Below are 16750 nucleotides of genomic sequence, written 5' to 3'. Positions count from 1 at the left end.
GAAACAGGAGTGAAGCCAATGAATGACATCACAAAAGCAAAGCAGCCAGCCGCATTTACCTCTTTACCAAAACAAAAGATGCAAAAAAGCCGGAATTCATCACTTTGGTGGATGTACATGCCAGCTGTACTCGTCGTCAGTACCTTTATCATTTATCCTTTTTTGAACGGCATTCAGCTATCTTTTACGAATTGGAACGGGTTCTCACAAACTTATGAATGGATTGGGCTTGATCAATATAAACGTCTGCTTCAAGACCCAACGACATGGCTTGTTGTCAAAAACACGCTTCTCTACGGAATTGGGAGTACAATCTTACAAAATATCATTGGACTTGGATATGCTCTCTTATTAAACCAAAGTTTAAAGATAAGAGGCATCACAAGGACGGTGATCTATCTACCTGTCATGATCAGTCCGATTGCCATGGGCTATATTTGGTATTTTGTGTTTGCTTACCAAGGCGGTGCCTTAAACGATGTGGTGACGTTTTTTGGATTTGACCAAATGAATGCGCTTGGCAATCCGCAATTAAACACATGGATCATTGTGCTTGTCAACACCTATCAATTCGTCGGAATTGCGATGATCATTTATTTAGCAGGCCTTCAAAGTATTCCTAAGGATTATTATGAGGCGGCACAATTAGACGGCGCATCAAGCCTCCAGCAATTCAGACGGATCACATTGCCGCTGCTTATGCCGTCTATCACCATTAATGTTGTGCTTAACGTCATTGGCGGGCTGAAACTTTTTGATGTCATTGTGGCACTAACAGGCGGCGGACCTGGAGATTCCTCGCAATCGATGTCGACCTTTATGTATGATCTGTATTTCAAACGTCAGGATGCAGGCTATGCAGCAACGCAAGGAGTCTTCATGGCGGTCATCATCCTTGTCATTAGTGTCGCAGCACTGATTTATTTCAAACGAAAGGAGACCGAGGTGTGATGGATAACGCCTTTAAACGCAAAAAGAGATGGTACACCTTCCTCGCACTTTTGGTGACATTGCTTCACCTCATTCCATTTTATATCTTGGTGACGACATCATTAAAGGGGATAGGAGATTTCAGTTCAAAATGGCTGTTTCCGAAAGCGCTCCATCTTGAAAACTTTCGCACGGCATGGACAGAGGCTCAGCTTGGCCAGTCCTTTTTGAATACAGTGATGATTACGTTTAGCTCCGCTGTATTACTCATCATACTTGGATCTCTTGCAGCCTATCCGCTCGCAAGAAGAAACACAAAGCTAAATAAAGCAGTTTATGTTTTATTCATCACCATTATGGTCATTCCACCGCTCACAGCCCTTGTCCCGCTCTATAAAATGGTCGTTCAAATCGGGATGATGAACACCTATCAAATCTCTATTTTAAATAATGTCGCTGCTTTTTTGCCGCTAACCATTTTCTTATACGCAGGCTTTATCCGGTCGACCATTCCAAAGGAGCTTGAAGAAGCAGCCCGTATTGATGGAGCGGGGACACTCAGAGTTTTTTTCACTGTCGTTTTTCCTCTTCTGAAGCCCATTACCGCTTCTGTCTTAATCATTGCCTGTGTGTATATTTGGAACGACTATCAATTTGCCATCTTCTTTTTGCAAGATAAAGAGATGCATACACTCACAGTCGCCTTATCCCATTTTTTTGGTCAAAATCAGCATCAGCTCCAGCTCGTTGGTGCCGCTGCGCTCATTGCGATGCTGCCAATGGTTACGATGTTTTTACTGTTGCAAAAATATTTTATCGCAGGGCTTTCACAAGGCTCTGTCAAAGGGTAGTTCAATATGGATGTAAAAAGGAGAGTCGTCAATGTCTAAAATTACATTTATCGGTGCAGGGAGTACCGTGTTTGCTAAAAATATATTAGGAGATTGTTTGTTCGTCCCTGCACTTAGCGGCTTTGAATTCGCATTATATGATATCGACCACAACCGGCTGAATGAATCAGACACGATGCTTCGGCATTTAAAAGAGAACTACGGTGCAAATGTGACCATTAAGCCCTATCACAACCGAAAAGAAGCCTTAAAGGATGCGAAATATGTCATCAATGCCATCCAGGTTGGAGGCTATCGGCCAAGCACTGTAATTGATTTTGAGATTCCGAAAAAATACGGATTAAGACAAACGATTGCGGATACGGTTGGCATCGGCGGCATCTTCCGCTTCCTTCGAACAATTCCTGTGATGCTTGATTTTGCAAAGGAGATGGAAGAGGTTTGCCCAAATGCTTTATTATTAAATTATACAAATCCAATGGCCACACTGACAGGTGCGATGCTGCGCTATACACCGATTCAAACGGTGGGTCTTTGTCATAGTGTGCAGGTGTGTACAAAGGATCTATTTGAATCACTTGAAATGGATCATGAAGGCATTGAAGAAAAAATTGCCGGCATCAACCATATGGCATGGTTATTAGAGGTGAAACGGGACGGAAAAGATTTGTACCCAGACATCAAAAGAAGAGCGAAAGAAAAGCAGCAAGCGCGGCACCATGATATGGTACGTTTTGAGCTGATGGATAAATTCGGCTACTATGTCACAGAATCCTCAGAGCACAATGCCGAATACCATCCTTATTTTATCAAAGCACGCTATCCAGAACTGATTGGTCAATTTAACATTCCGCTCGATGAATATCCGAGACGCTGCGAGGAACAAATCAACAACTGGAATACAATGAAGCATGACCTTGTGGGCAATACACAGATCACACATACTCGCTCAAAAGAATATGGTTCTCGTATCATTGAAGCGATCGAAACGAACGTTCCCTTTAAATTTGGCGGGAATGTGCTGAACACAGGAGGACTCATTCACAATCTGCCTGAAAAAGCGTGTGTCGAAGTACCATGTGTTGCAGATCGCAGCGGCATCATGCCTTGCTATGTCGGAGAGATCCCTGAACAATTGGCTGGACTCAACCGGACCAATATCAGCTCACAGCTCATGACAATCGAAGCAGCAATTAGCGGCAAAAAAGAGCACATTTATCAAGCGGCATTACTTGATCCACACACAAGCGCTGAACTATCCATTGATGACATCATCAAATTATGCGATGAACTCATTGAAGCACATGGTGAGATGCTCCCGCATTTTGCAGAACCGAATCAATATGCTGCATCAACTAAATAAAAGAAAAGAACCAGCCTCTACCTGATGCAACGCGCATCAGGTTTTTCTTATGTTGCAAAAAGAGGATTGACTGAAAGCATTTTTAATATTATGATTTTTCTACAGTTACCCAATAGTTGATCAAAAATACACCATGAATAAATCACATTCCGGAATCATTTCTCACAAACAAATCGATGGGCGGCAACCTTTCACACTTTAGAGCAAGCTCTTTATCACAACGTAAACCAAAACGTCAGTTTCATTTGACAAAGAGTGTATACAGATGGGCGCCCGTTAGATGAGACAATGACAACCATACACATCCTATAAGCATGACATTCTTTCATAAAAAGGAGAGAGGGAACATGACCAAAACAGATGTACAAATGTTGAAAAATTATATTGGCGGACAATGGATTGAGGCAGAAACAAGTCAAACAGAGGCAGTATATAACCCAGCTATTGGCGAGATCATCGCAGAAGTGCCGCTTTCAACAAAAAAGGATGTCGAACGTGCGGTACAGGCAGCACAAGAAGCATTTACCACTTGGTCGAAAACACCAGTTCCCCGCCGTGCACGCATTTTATTTAAATACCAGCAGTTACTCGTTGAAAAATGGGATGAGCTGGCTGAACTCGTAACGATTGAAAACGGAAAAAGCATAACAGAGGCAAAAGGAGAAGTGCAGCGAGGGATTGAATGTGTGGAATTTGCCGCTGGTGCACCGACCTTAATGATGGGAAAACAATTACCAGATATCGCATCTGGACTCGAATCTGGCATGTACCGCTATCCGATTGGTGTCATTGGCGGCATTACGCCATTTAACTTTCCGATGATGGTCCCGTGCTGGATGTTCCCGCTTGCCATTGCCTGCGGAAATACGTTTGTTTTAAAACCTTCAGAACGAACGCCCATTCTTGCCGCGCGGTTAGCCGAGCTATTTGAAGAAGCGGGTCTTCCAAAAGGTGTTCTCAACATCGTCAATGGGGCTCACGATGTCGTCAATGGTCTGCTTGAACACCAAAAGGTCAAAGCCATTTCATTTGTCGGCTCTCAGCCAGTCGCAGAATACGTCTATAAAAAAGGCACAGAGCATGGCAAACGTGTCCAAGCACTTGCAGGTGCAAAGAATCACTCCATTGTCCTCAAAGATGCAGATTTAGATGCGGCAACGAAACAAATCATTGGTGCTGCCTTTGGATCAGCGGGAGAGCGCTGCATGGCCGCGGCTGTTGTCGCGGTGGAAGAAGAAGTGGCAGATGAGTTCATTCAAAAATTAGTTGATGAATCGAACGAGCTCGTCATTGGAAATGGAATAAATGAAGATGTCTTTCTTGGTCCAGTCATTCGAAAGGAACATAAAGAACGAACGCTTCAATATATCCAGTCAGGGATTGAAGAAGGAGCAAGCCTCATTCGTGATGGTAGGAATGACCTTGAAACAAATGGAAAAGGGTATTTCGTTGGACCGACGATTTTTGACCATGTCACAAATCAAATGAAAATTTGGCAGGACGAGATTTTCGCCCCAGTCTTATCAGTTGTCCGTGTCTCTTCACTAACAGAAGCGATCGACCTGTCCAATCAATCAAAATTTGCGAACGGTGCCTGCCTTTACACGGACAGCGCATCAAGCATCAGAGAATTTCGCGAAAACATCGAAGCAGGTATGCTCGGCGTGAATATCGGTGTGCCCGCACCAATGGCATTTTTCCCGTTTTCCGGCTGGAAGGATTCTTTCTACGGGGACTTACATGCGAACGGAACAGACGGAGTAGAGTTTTACACAAGAAAGAAAATGGTGACCGCTCGTTATATGTAATCTACATTCATTGAATAAGAAGAAAAAATGCAGTTCCAAAGTGGAGGACTGCATTTTTTATTGTCTCCTAGTCAAAAAGTAAGGGTTTTCATGATGATTTTAGCAGTGATTTCCCCTAGAAATCATCCTTTGTATTCATTCTTCATCAGCGCATATCAACATAATTTGAAATTGGGCGTAAACCCCAATATTAGGAAGATGAAAACAGGAGGAAAATGACACGATGAGGAAGAGGATGAAGTGCGGTGTAGGTTTTTTGATTCTTGCTTTGGTGCTGAGCTGTATACCGGTATATGATGCGAGTGCAGCAAGTACCCCCATTGCAAAACGAGTAGGAAATGCAAATCCACTCATAGACCATCACCTGGGGGCGGATCCGTTTGCGCTCACCTATAACGGCAGAGTGTACATTTATATGTCGAGTGATGACTATGAATATCACAGCAATGGAACGATTAAGGATAATTCTTTTGCGAATTTGAATAGGGTCTTTGTCATCTCTTCGGCGGATATGGTGAACTGGACAGATCACGGAGCGATTCCAGTAGCTGGCGCAAATGGGGCCAATGGCGGGAGAGGGATTGCCAAATGGGCAGGCGCTTCCTGGGCTCCATCCGCTGCGGTGAAAAAGATCAATGGGAAGGATAAATTTTTCCTTTATTTTGCTAACAGCGGCGGAGGGATTGGCGTCTTGACAGCAGACAGCCCGATTGGACCTTGGAAAGATCCTATCGGAAAAGCGCTCGTCACGCCAAATACACCAGGGATGTCCGGTGTTGTATGGCTTTTTGATCCAGCCGTATTTGTAGATGATGACGGAACCGGTTATCTATATGCCGGAGGAGGCGTTCCAGGCGGTTCAAATCCAACGCAGGGACAATGGGCCAATCCTAAAACAGCAAGAGTTCTGAAACTAGGATCTGACATGACTAGTGTAGTTGGCAGCGCATCAACCATTGATGCTCCTTTTATGTTTGAAGATTCGGGTATGCATAAGTATAACGGTACCTATTACTATTCCTATTGCATCAATTTTGGCGGCTCCCACCCAGCAGATAAACCACCTGGTGAGATCGGTTATATGACGAGCTCAAGTCCAATGGGCCCCTTTACGTATAAAGGACACTTCCTGAAAAATCCGGGTGCATTTTTCGGCGGCGGCGGTAACAACCATCATGCTGTGTTCCATTTTAAAAACGAGTGGTATGTCGTGTATCACACGCAAACGGTGAGCTCAGCCTTATATGGAGCAGGGAAAGGCTACAGATCTCCACACATTAATAAGCTTGTGCATAATGCTGACGGCTCCCTTCGAGAGGTCGCAGCCAATTTTGAAGGAGTTAAACAGCTTTCCAACCTGAATCCTTATCAACGGGTAGAAGCTGAAACATTCGCTTGGAATGGACGCATTTTAACAGAGGCCTCCTCAGCACCAGGTGGACCAGTCAATAACCAGCATATCACAAACATTCAAAACGGTGATTGGGTGGCTGTCAGTAATGTCGATTTCGGATCGAGCGGTGCCAGAACCTTTAAAGCCAATGTAGCATCCGCTTCAGGTGGACAAATAGAAGTACGTCTTGGCAGTCCAGACGGCAGAATTGCCGGAACACTCAATGTCCCTTCCACAGGCGGAAACTGGCGAGAAATAGAAACGGCAGTGAACGGAGCAGCAGGAGTGCACAACGTATTTTTTGTCTTCAAAGGAAATGGTGCCAACCTATTCCAATTTGATTCCTGGCAGTTTACTCAAAGGTAAACAAAATCAGATGCTGCGGCATCGATCACTGGTTGATGGGAGAGTGGGAAAATTTGATGTCCATAATCAAAAAACCAATTTGTACTTTATTGATCTGCTTCACTATGCTGTCTGTCATGTTCATAGGGCCTGGGGTAACTGAGGTTTCAGCAGCAAGTGATGCGAATATTAATGTCAATGCGGAAAGACAAGTGATTCGCGGCTTTGGCGGAATGAACCACCCGGCTTGGATTGGTGATTTAACCGCCCCTCAAAGGGAAACCGCCTTTGGCAATGGGCAGAATCAATTAGGATTCTCCATTCTACGAATTAATGTAGACGAGAACAGAAATAATTGGCACAGAGAAGTTGCTACCGCCAAAAGAGCAATAGAGCATGGCGCTTTAGTGATCGCTTCGCCTTGGAATCCTCCAAGCCATATGGTGGAGACTTTCAACCGTAATGGTGCGTCTGCAAAGCGGTTGAGATACAATCAATACGCCGCGTATGCTCAGCATCTCAATGATTTTGTGACATACATGAAAAATAATGGTGTCAACCTCTATGCCATTTCTGTACAAAACGAGCCTGATTATGCACACGAATGGACATGGTGGACGCCTCAGGAAATCCTGCGATTCATGAGAGAAAATGCCGGCTCCATTAATGCACGCGTGATTGCACCAGAATCTTTTCAATACCTTAAAAATATATCAGATCCTATCTTAAACGATCCGCAGGCGCTTAGAAATATGGACATTCTCGGTGCCCATCTGTATGGAACCCAGATCAGCCAGCTTCCGTATCCTCTTTTTAAACAAAAAGGAGCGGGGAAAGAGCTGTGGATGACAGAGGTATATTACCCGAATAGTGATAACAATTCAGCGGACCGCTGGCCTGAGGCATTAGGGGTGTCAGAGCATATTCACCATTCGATGGTGGAAGGTGATTTTCAGGCGTATGTTTGGTGGTACATCCGCAGATCATACGGTCCTATGAAGGAAGATGGAATGATTAGCAAACGTGGCTACAACATGGCGCATTTCTCCAAGTTTGTGCGTCCAGGGTACGTCAGGATTGATGCAACGAAAAGCCCTGAACCGAATGTTTTCGTCTCAGCCTATAAAGGGGACAATAAGGTCGTCATTGTAGCGATTAATAAAAACAATACAGGCGTTAACCAGCACTTTGTCATGCAAAATGGAACCGCTTCACAAGCGTCAAGATGGATTACGAGTAGTAACAGCAACCTTCAGCCTGGAACTGACTTAAATATATCAGGTAATCAATTTTGGGCTCATCTCCCGGCTCAAAGTGTGACAACATTTGTGGTCAAACGCTAAAAAAACACCAAAAGCCAATTTTCTCATTAAAAAAGAAAATTGGCTTTTTTCTGTGCAAATAGAAAGTTGATTTTTCACGATGTCTACACTTTGGGTATAATAATAACAATGACTTCAGGAGAGTGATCATAATGCCAAAGCTTCAAAGCAAAGTATTGATTATAGATGACGAAAAAGAAATTTTGGAATTAATCCATACAGTATTAACAAGAGAAGGCATTGACCGGGTGATAACAGCTTCAACTGCCCGTGATGGGCTCACGCAATTCCATCAAGAACATCCCGATCTCGTCATACTGGATATTATGCTGCCAGACGGTGAAGGCTACGATATTTGTAAACAAATCAGAGACGTCTCGCATGTTCCGATTATCTTTTTATCAGCAAAGGGAGAGGAATCAGACAAAATTGTAGGACTTGCCATTGGCGGCGATGATTACATTACAAAACCTTTCAGCCCAAAGGAAGTCGCCTACCGGGTAAAAGCCCAGCTGAGACGGTCATCATACTTACAGCCTTCTCAAGCTGATCCCGTGATCAAAAAAGGGCCATTTGAGTTAAATGAGCAGCAAGCCGAACTGACGAAAAACGGAGCGGTAATTGAGCTCACACCGAAAGAACTTATGCTGATGACCTATTTCTTGCAGCATCCGAATCGAGTGATCAGTAAAGAAACGCTTTATCAAACCGTTTGGGGAGAAGATTTCTTCGGTTCTGACAATACGGTGATGGTTCATATACGAAGACTTCGGGAGAAAATAGAGAATTCCCCATCTATACCAGAATTTCTCGTGACGGTCAAAGGGCTTGGCTATAAATTTGTTGTAAAGGATGCGTAAGGATGAAATGGCGATTAACAGGCAGATATATGGTCTCTGTCATTATCGTGACCATTATCACTGTCTTTATTAACTTATTTGGATTCATGATTTGGCTTGTACTACAAGCAAGCAGCCAGCAAAACGAAGAAAATACGCCCGAAACCTTCACAAGAACATTTGAACAATACATAACCTTTTCCGATCAAGGCATCACTGTGAACAAAGAAGGACAGCAAGCCTTAAAACAACAAAATGCGTGGATTCAAATATTAGACGAAAATGGACAAGACGTCTATCATGCACACGCACCTAAAGGAATAAAGAGCAAATATACACCTATAGAAATCGTGAACATACATAAATATAAAGATAAGCAATTGTTATCGACCATTTATGCCGGCGAAAAAAAAGGAAAGGGCAGGGAATACAGCTACTTTATCGGATTTAAGAACCCTGCCATCGGAAAATATTTATTCTCTTTCGACACGAAGGACTTAATATCAAGATTCAATATCGGGACGATGATTTTATTATCGATCGATGCCATCATTGCCTTTTTCATTGGATACTTATTCAGCCGGCAGCTCATCAAACCGCTCGGCCGTGCCATTCATGGAATCCAGCGGCTCGCAAACGGAGATTATACGACAAAGCTGCCAACTAAGGGAATATATAAAGATGTCTTCTATAATGTCAATCACTTATCAGAGCAGCTCGCTTCAAGCCAAAAAGAAAAAGACAAATTAGAGCAAATGCGGGAAGAGTGGATCAGTCATATTTCTCATGATATTAAAACACCATTATCCTCTATTCAAGGCTATGCAGAAATCATCAAAGATCCAAATTATCCTCTTTCAGATCAAGACATCAGAGATTATGCCAGCATCATAGAGAATAAATCACTGTACATCAAAGATGTCATGGAGGATCTAAATTTAACAACAAGGCTGAAAAATAACGACGTGATGCTGCATAAAGAGCTGGTGAACATTGTGCCGTTGCTGCGTGAAACGTTAATTGATATCCTCAATGATTCGAGATATGCTAATCAGACCATTGAGCTGCAAACGAATGTAGACAAGCTGATACTGAATATTGATACGATCCTCATACGAAGAGCGGTCACCAATCTTATATTAAATGCCCTTGTCCACAATGATTCTGATGTGAAAATCATTGTACAGCTGGAACAAAAAGAAAATACCCACATCACGATTAAAGATAACGGCAAAGGAATCGAAGAGGCAGAGCTAGAAAAAGTGTTTGACCGCTACTATAGAGGGACGAATACAGGAGGGACACATGCAGGCTCTGGTCTCGGAATGGCCATTGCAAAGGATATTATCCAAAAGCACGGCGGGGATATTACGATACGCAGTATAATAGGGGAAGGAACAACGATTGATATCCAATTACCCGCATGAATGGACATACAAAAAAAACGGTTCTGATCAATCACAGAACCGTTTTTCCCATCTATTATTCTGAAAACACTTTAATGCCTTTGACAATGTTCCAAATGAAGAAGTAGATCGCCACAAGGAATGTCACAGCATACGTTGCAATTAAGAACGGACCAGCATGTCTGATATCGTTCATGCCAAGTAAACCTGAACCAAGGATGCCAATGCCAAAAATCAAATAAGGAATAAAATGTGTCCATAGCGATTTTTTCGCATGATATTTCACTTCGTCCTTCCCTAAGAAATAGACGATAATCGGAAACAAAAATGGCGCAAAAAAGATACTGAAGTAACATAATGAAGACAAAATTTTATTTTCTCTCAAACCTTTTCACCTCTATGATTGATTTAGAAGGAGGACCATTTGACTCATCCCTCACTTCCTTACAAACCCATTGTACTACCTCAATCTTAACTTGTATTAATCCGAACCTTACAGCAACCTTAAAAATGTTAAAAGATCGAACGCTACATGAAAGATAAAGGAAATACAAGTTATGGAACTGCTGAGTCAAGACATAGAACCTGATACTTTAAGAAGGATAGTCCATCACAAACACGAAGAAATTGAAAGGAAAATCAAACGCTTCCGTCAAATTCAAGACCTTTTATCTAACTTGTTAAAGACCTCTGATAAAGAAATACAAGTCTTCCTCGAATCATTTCGTGTGATACATCAGGATGAACAATAAAACAATTGACTTAAAGGAGAGAAAACAAATGAGTGTGGAAATTGTTAATGGAGAACGTTCTGAAGAAAGTATTCAATTTGAAAAATTATTCGCTTCCCAAAGTAATAAAGAGAGTTTTTCTAGTATTGAAAACACAAAAAAATTTCTTGATCAAAAAGGAATAGAAAATACGAAGCCTTATGCCATTGGGGATGATGTGAAGTTAATTAGTGAGATAAAAGAGCAGACATTCGAAGGCATGCAAGTTTTCACTTTGAATGACCAAACGTCACAAAAACAAAAAGTCATTCTATATATACATGGCGGCGCGTGGACAAATCAGCCTTTGAATTTCCATTGGTGGTTCATGGATAAGATGGCGCAATCACTCAATGCGAAAGTGGTGGCTCCTATTTACCCAAAAGTGCCTCATTATAGCTGCCAGAATACCTATCCGAAAATCCTAAACTTATATAAAGACCTTCTGAAAACTGCCGGAAGTGCCAATCAATTGACGATCATGGGAGATTCAGCTGGCGGAAATATCTCACTTGGTCTGGCGCACCTTTTAAAGAAGGAAGGTCTGCCGCAGCCGAAGGATATTATTTTATTATCTGCATGTGTTGACATGAGCTTAAACAATCCTCTCATGTTTGAATATGCAAAAAAGGACCCGATTCTAGGTCCTGAAGGAATGGAAGTCATTGCAAAGATTTGGACAGCTGATAAAAATGTAACTGACCCATTGATCAGTCCCATTTACGGTGACTTTAAAGGACTTGGGAAGATTACTCATTTTATTGGAACACATGATATGTTATATCCAGATGCCATAAAGCTTGATGAAAAACTAACAGAACAAGGAATTGACATAAAAATCTTTGTTTATCCTGAAATGCTTCATGTATTTGTTGTCATGCCAATCCCTGAGGCACAAGATGCTCAGGAGAAAATCATTCAGGTGATCACTCGTTAGGGGTTGAGTTCACACAAAAAGATGCAGAATGATTTGATTGAAATAGTCGAAAGTTTAGTGAATGGGCTGCTTACTTGAAAGCAGCCTTTTTCAATTCAACATGAAATACATTCAGATTGTCAATTCACTTCGGGTTAAGCAATCCTTAAATTCCAATTTTTGTTTAAAACATACATATTTCCTATTAATATAATGAATGTTCACTTCTTCACTGGAGTTGACGAAGTGTCACCACTCCCTCAAACGTTATATCAACTAGCTGATATTCGCTGCCTGTAAAACGCGGTCATTGAATCTACATTGATAAAAAGTACAATCGATAAACATAGCATTCTCCAATGTCATTCCTCTCATATCGCAGGAGGAGAATTCGCAATTGGTGAAAACGGCTTTGATTTTGGCAATGTCCACAGAGCGCAAGTCGGAACGAATAAAGGTACAATGATCAATCGTACTACCGTTGGGGTGAAATCCCTCCGAGCAAAGAGCCGGTATCTATTTCAATACAGCTTGACATGTGAATCAATTATCGATATGGTGTGAATGAGTTCACACTTTACATAAAGGAGTCATTTATGCCAAAAAATACTTTCTTTCGATTGGATGAAGCAAGACGTGAGGACATATGTAATCGTGCTATGCATCTTTTTGTTGATCATCTTTACGAGGATATAACGATGAAGATGGTTTTGGATCGTTTGTCCATGCATCCCGGAACTTTTTATCGGTATTTTGAAGACAAAGATGACCTTTATTGTCTCTTAATACGACATGTGACCAAGAAAAGAGCTGCGTATTTTCATAACAACAATGAAGATTCTCTTTTTCAATTTTTCCTTACTGGCTTATTTGACAACACTAATGGCATTGCGACTGAGCCATTGAATGAACTGGAAATCAAACTCGTTGAAACATTTTTACACATTCCAGAGAACACCTTACTAAAAGTATATTTGAATGTGCTAAAGGGCGAGTCATTCCCCTTAATCAAGGACATGTTACGCCGCATGAGGGTTGATGGATATCTACGACCTGATATTGATGACGACCTCATTTCTTTTATGTTTGAATCTATGCAGTTTAATTTAGTCATGTTTTTTAGGGAATTCGATATTAAGGATTCTAACCTGCAGCATAAGATGAGCAAGTACTTTGCTGACTTTATGGGTCATGGGCTTCTTAGAGATGATAAATATGCTGAAGTTGTTAGCGATCTCAAGGAAGCCAAGGAATAAGGATGATGAACTGAAGATTGGATGTAACCATTTTACAGTTTTGAAAGCACTTATATCGCCATGTGTATTTCACATTCGCACTTTCATTTATTAAGGGGGAACAAAAGGATGAAAAGGTATGACACATTCCCAGAACCAATCGGCAGCTATACCGCCGCTCGTACCCAGATGGATTTTGAGTACACAGCATCAGATGACTCAAAAAGAGAATTGACCGCGTTTGTGTACTATCCGTCCGATAGCAGCGAAGGGAAGACTCCATCAACGTACATGTTTCCTGAAGTCTACGAAATGCTTCATGAGCAGCCACTTGTCACTGAGTATCTGAAAGAGAAGAATTTTTTCTCTATCGATATCAAGACTCATTGTTACGACGACCTTGCTCTTTCTGAGAAGAAAAAGCGCTATCCAGTGTTATTTTATGTTTGCGGCGGGGGCGGTTCACCGGAATGGGGGACAGCCATCTGTACAGACCTGGCAAGCCTGGGTTATGTTGTCGTCAGTATCGGCCATCAGAATAGCACAATGTATAAACGGAAAGATGGGAAGCTGTTGAATGTATCAAAGGATTTTTCGGATGTCATTATGGCGTTTTCTGAAGATCCGGAGATGATGGAGCTGGCTGGCAAGATGAAGATGCGGCCTGACGATGAAACGGCCATTGAGATGTGCCGTAACGTCCTGGCTCTGCCAATCATTAATCAGTTAACATTATATAGTGAACGACAGGCAGAAGATGTAAGGTACGTAGCCGATCATCTTCACAAACTAAACTCTGAAGAATTGGATTCTATCTTTCATGACAGACTGATGCTTGACGTCGGCATGGGCATCGTCGGACACTCTTATGGAGGACCTACGGCAGCGGTTGTTTGCCGGGATGACGACCGGTTTTCCTGCGGAATTGGCTTGGACAGCGGGGCATTCGGCCTTCTCGATAGCGACCTGAATAAACCTTTTCTGCTGTTGTTTTCTGAACCTAACTATCATATGAATGCGCTCATTGGCGTGAACAACAGCATGGAAACCTTTTATTTCTCTGTTGATCGCGCTGCCCATTTAGATTACTGCGACATCGTGTTTACCGGTGTAGATGAGGAACTCAGAGGCACAAGGGATGCATTAGATATGCGAAATCTTATGACGGATTATACGAAGACCTTTTGTGATCATTACATTCTGCAAAAGGCTGCACGTGTGGAAAGCCTGTCATATGATGGCGTGGACTTAATCAAGAAAACGAGCAACAAGTAATAACGGAGAAGCTGCTGATCAAAGCCGTTTCAAGCGTCAGCTTAAAGTTGAATATCTCAGCTTTTCCGTTAAATACCGAATGCTGATTGTTTGGAAAAGAAGAGACCGTACTAACAGATCTGTATTCCAAACAGCTTGTAGTGAATGAAGAGAAAAAAATCTAAAGTGGATCAATCCATCATCTTGATGATTAAATTAAAAGGGAACCATTTCAAGCATTGCTCATATTAGCCTACAAATACTTCTCCCTCCGGATAACGTATTGGGCTTTTGGTTCGTTTCATAAAGATAAATACAATGGTCAGAGAACCTACTCTGCCAATAAACATCAGAATCGAAAGAATTACCTTACCTAAAAACGTTAAATCAGGCGTTAATCCCATAGAAAGACCTACTGTGCCAAATGCTGAAAAGGTCTCAAAAACAATATCAATGAAAGGAGCTTTTTCAGCCATTGTCAATAAGAAAATGGTGATAAACACAAAACATAAACTGATAAAGCTGATTGCTAAAGCTTTAATGACAACATCATGCTTAATCGTACGTCTAAATATAACGGGTTCTTTATTTCCTTTCAGAAAGTGGAGAACAGAAATCACAATAATGATCATTGTTGTTAACTTAATCCCACTTCCTGTTGACGCACTACCAGCCCCCATAAACATAAGAAGCATCATAAGTGTTAAAGAACTCTCATGCATATGTCCGATATCAAGAGAATTAAAGCCCGCAGTTCTAGGTGTCACAGCTTGAAAATATGACGCCCATAATTTATCAAAAAGATTCATTGGACCTAAAGTATGCGGATTACCAAATTCCATTAAGAATATCAATAATAGTGCAACACCATTTGTGACGAAGGTTCCTATGATCATAAGCTTTGAATGGATGGATAATAATTTAAATTTACGTTTATCCCATATATCAAAAATCACGGTAAATCCAAGACCACCGATGATAAACAGGAGGGTAATCGTCAAGTTGATCAGTGGATCATTGACATAGTTCATCAAACTATTTGAAAAAAGAGAAAATCCAGCGTTATTAAAAGCAGAAATGGCATGAAATAAACTAATATAAAATCCTTTTAAAAAGCCATATTCAGGTATCCATCGAAACGATAATATACACGTCGCCAATAACTCAAAAGTCATTGAAAAGATAAACAATACTTTTACAAGACGTACAATACCACCAATATTTGTGAGGTTAAAGGCTTCTTGAACCAACAATCTTTCACGAAGCCCTATTTTTTTGCCAAGCAAAAGGATGACCATGACGGCTAAAGTTAAAAAACCAAGACCACCAATTTGTATCATCAGCATAATGACTATTTGGCCGAATAAAGTAAAAGTTGTTCCGGTATCAACCACAGCTAAACCTGTAACAGTTGTTGCTGAAACAGCTGTAAAGAAAGCATCAATGATGGGGATAGGTTTGACTGTAGAAATAGGTAAAGACAAAAGAAAGGATCCTATTACAATAACAGTCAAAAATCCAAACAATAAAATCTGGGGAGGAGTTAATTTTACTGGTTTACTTAAAAAATGATCAAATTTAAACATTCCTTAGCCTACTTTCAACCACATGAAATTTTTAATGTTATTATATAACGAATAGGGATACGATTGTCTATTAATCACTCATTCTCATGTCAAATGAGTGCATTGGTGCTTTGATGATCCAGCAAAAGCAGAAGGAACAGAAGAAGAGAAATAGGCATTTTCCCAAAGGGTGAGAGATGAAATTGGGGGTTGATTACAGCAGTTTGCTGTGACTGAATATAGTTTTACATGATAAGCCATATTGAATCAATGGCTTATTTTTGTTTCGATCAATTGAAGACGTTCAGGTAGCGTGACTTTAAAAGACTTGATATTTAGTAATAGCACATTTACAGCCATCTTGAATGAAACAGGAAGATGATAGCAGACAAGATAAAAACATTTGATCCAACTCAAAAAGATATATAGTGAATAAACGCCGCAAAAAACGATTTTTCATTGTTCTAATGAGCGATTGAATTGTTTTCGAGAAACTAGGCATGAGACAGCAAATACTGCGAATGCGCCTGCTGATCCAGCAGCAAACATCAGCTCAAATTGTTCTGGTTTGGATTTGAATAACAAAGGGACAGAAAGAATGAGAGCAGCACCACTAAAGCTCAATCCTAATATCAACATTGCCAATAATTTATTCATAGAAACACCTCGCAGACTCAGCATTGAAACATTAGGAACCGACTGATCTAAGAATCATGTTATGATTTGAAATCCTTTAAAATCCCTAAATCGAAG

General features: G+C 41.2%; 15 protein-coding genes. 11 read left to right on the top strand and 4 right to left on the bottom strand.

The genetic code is table 11. The features are described from left to right. The first annotated feature begins 18 nt into the window (after window positions 1–18). From C6Y07_RS02335 to C6Y07_RS02300, 8 genes are all read left to right on the top strand, one after another. Window positions 19–951, top strand: coding sequence for a carbohydrate ABC transporter permease (locus tag C6Y07_RS02335; RefSeq protein ID WP_060596464.1), 933 nt, complete (start codon window positions 19–21; stop codon window positions 949–951). Next, a complete protein-coding gene (locus tag C6Y07_RS02330) occupies window positions 951–1781 on the top strand; it encodes a carbohydrate ABC transporter permease (RefSeq protein WP_066030827.1) in 831 nt (276 codons plus the stop codon). Before C6Y07_RS02335 ends, C6Y07_RS02330 begins: the two co-directional genes overlap by 1 nt. 31 nt (window positions 1782–1812) lie before the next feature. After that, complete coding sequence (gene melA, locus C6Y07_RS02325; protein ID WP_060596462.1) at window positions 1813–3144, top strand: alpha-glucosidase/alpha-galactosidase; 1332 nt, start codon at window positions 1813–1815, stop codon at window positions 3142–3144. A 347-nt stretch (window positions 3145–3491) separates the two neighbouring features. Next, on the top strand, window positions 3492–4952 hold the full coding sequence (locus C6Y07_RS02320) for a CoA-acylating methylmalonate-semialdehyde dehydrogenase (protein WP_060596461.1): 1461 nt from the start codon (window positions 3492–3494) through the stop codon (window positions 4950–4952). Between the two features lie 223 nt (window positions 4953–5175). Continuing rightward, entirely contained in the window at window positions 5176–6711 is a 1536-nt protein-coding gene (locus tag C6Y07_RS02315; RefSeq protein WP_060596460.1) for a glycoside hydrolase family 43 protein, read from the top strand. A gap of 53 nt (window positions 6712–6764) precedes the next feature. Next, window positions 6765–8033 carry a glucuronoarabinoxylan endo-1,4-beta-xylanase XynC gene (gene xynC / locus C6Y07_RS02310; protein WP_060596459.1) on the top strand — a complete coding sequence of 423 codons (1269 nt, stop codon included), beginning with the start codon at window positions 6765–6767 and terminating at the stop codon, window positions 8031–8033. 131 nt (window positions 8034–8164) lie between these two features. Next, window positions 8165–8872: a response regulator transcription factor gene (locus C6Y07_RS02305; RefSeq protein WP_106047872.1), complete on the top strand. Its 708-nt coding sequence runs from the start codon at window positions 8165–8167 to the stop codon at window positions 8870–8872. A gap of 2 nt (window positions 8873–8874) precedes the next feature. Beyond that, complete coding sequence (locus C6Y07_RS02300; RefSeq protein ID WP_106156183.1) at window positions 8875–10278, top strand: sensor histidine kinase; 1404 nt, start codon at window positions 8875–8877, stop codon at window positions 10276–10278. A 55-nt stretch (window positions 10279–10333) separates the two neighbouring features. On the opposite strand, the gene C6Y07_RS02295 is transcribed toward C6Y07_RS02300, so the two are convergent. After that, window positions 10334–10642: a magnetosome magnetite crystal formation protein family gene (locus C6Y07_RS02295; protein WP_034660817.1), complete on the bottom strand. Its 309-nt coding sequence runs from the start codon at window positions 10640–10642 to the stop codon at window positions 10334–10336. 395 nt (window positions 10643–11037) lie between these two features. Between C6Y07_RS02295 and C6Y07_RS02285 the strand changes: the two genes are divergently transcribed. Beyond that, a complete protein-coding gene (locus tag C6Y07_RS02285) occupies window positions 11038–11964 on the top strand; it encodes an alpha/beta hydrolase (protein ID WP_106072789.1) in 927 nt (308 codons plus the stop codon). Window positions 11965–12219: 255 nt separating this feature from the next. On the opposite strand, the gene C6Y07_RS19265 is transcribed toward C6Y07_RS02285, so the two are convergent. Next, on the bottom strand, window positions 12220–12375 hold the full coding sequence (locus C6Y07_RS19265) for a pentapeptide repeat-containing protein (protein ID WP_223250440.1): 156 nt from the start codon (window positions 12373–12375) through the stop codon (window positions 12220–12222). A gap of 164 nt (window positions 12376–12539) precedes the next feature. On the opposite strand from C6Y07_RS19265, the gene C6Y07_RS02275 reads away from it, so the two are divergent. Next, complete coding sequence (locus C6Y07_RS02275) at window positions 12540–13199, top strand: TetR/AcrR family transcriptional regulator (protein WP_060596454.1); 660 nt, start codon at window positions 12540–12542, stop codon at window positions 13197–13199. A gap of 108 nt (window positions 13200–13307) precedes the next feature. Continuing rightward, window positions 13308–14453 carry an alpha/beta hydrolase gene (locus C6Y07_RS02270; protein ID WP_106047868.1) on the top strand — a complete coding sequence of 382 codons (1146 nt, stop codon included), beginning with the start codon at window positions 13308–13310 and terminating at the stop codon, window positions 14451–14453. 227 nt (window positions 14454–14680) lie between these two features. On the opposite strand, the gene C6Y07_RS02265 is transcribed toward C6Y07_RS02270, so the two are convergent. Continuing rightward, on the bottom strand, window positions 14681–16018 hold the full coding sequence (locus C6Y07_RS02265) for a TrkH family potassium uptake protein (RefSeq protein WP_106072788.1): 1338 nt from the start codon (window positions 16016–16018) through the stop codon (window positions 14681–14683). 435 nt (window positions 16019–16453) lie between these two features. Continuing rightward, the gene (locus C6Y07_RS02255) at window positions 16454–16654 is read right to left on the bottom strand and encodes a hypothetical protein (RefSeq protein ID WP_106047867.1); all 201 of its coding nucleotides are present in this window, start codon (window positions 16652–16654) and stop codon (window positions 16454–16456) included. Between the last annotated feature and the right edge of the window lie 96 nt (window positions 16655–16750).

The sequence above is a fragment of the Bacillus sp. LNXM12-1 genome, from assembly GCF_003004375.1.
Lineage (GTDB): Bacteria > Bacillota > Bacilli > Bacillales > Bacillaceae > Bacillus.
The sequence above is the reverse complement of the archived record's forward strand: the minus strand, read 5'-3'. Positions and strand labels throughout refer to the sequence as shown.

Bases quoted from the DNA above. Each gene is read 5' to 3' on its own strand.
- C6Y07_RS02315 (WP_060596460.1), top strand. From the start codon at position 5,176: ATGAGGAAGAGGATGAAGTGCGGTGTAGGTTTTTTGATTCTTGCTTTG.
- C6Y07_RS02265 (WP_106072788.1), bottom strand. From the start codon at position 16,018: ATGTTTAAATTTGATCATTTTTTAAGTAAACCAGTAAAATTAACTCCT.
- melA (WP_060596462.1), top strand. From the start codon at position 1,813: ATGTCTAAAATTACATTTATCGGTGCAGGGAGTACCGTGTTTGCTAAA.
- C6Y07_RS02300 (WP_106156183.1), top strand. From the start codon at position 8,875: ATGAAATGGCGATTAACAGGCAGATATATGGTCTCTGTCATTATCGTG.
- C6Y07_RS02255 (WP_106047867.1), bottom strand. From the start codon at position 16,654: ATGAATAAATTATTGGCAATGTTGATATTAGGATTGAGCTTTAGTGGT.
- C6Y07_RS02275 (WP_060596454.1), top strand. From the start codon at position 12,540: ATGCCAAAAAATACTTTCTTTCGATTGGATGAAGCAAGACGTGAGGAC.
- C6Y07_RS02305 (WP_106047872.1), top strand. From the start codon at position 8,165: ATGCCAAAGCTTCAAAGCAAAGTATTGATTATAGATGACGAAAAAGAA.
- C6Y07_RS02335 (WP_060596464.1), top strand. From the start codon at position 19: ATGAATGACATCACAAAAGCAAAGCAGCCAGCCGCATTTACCTCTTTA.
- C6Y07_RS02285 (WP_106072789.1), top strand. From the start codon at position 11,038: ATGAGTGTGGAAATTGTTAATGGAGAACGTTCTGAAGAAAGTATTCAA.
- C6Y07_RS02270 (WP_106047868.1), top strand. From the start codon at position 13,308: ATGAAAAGGTATGACACATTCCCAGAACCAATCGGCAGCTATACCGCC.
- C6Y07_RS02320 (WP_060596461.1), top strand. From the start codon at position 3,492: ATGACCAAAACAGATGTACAAATGTTGAAAAATTATATTGGCGGACAA.
- C6Y07_RS02330 (WP_066030827.1), top strand. From the start codon at position 951: ATGGATAACGCCTTTAAACGCAAAAAGAGATGGTACACCTTCCTCGCA.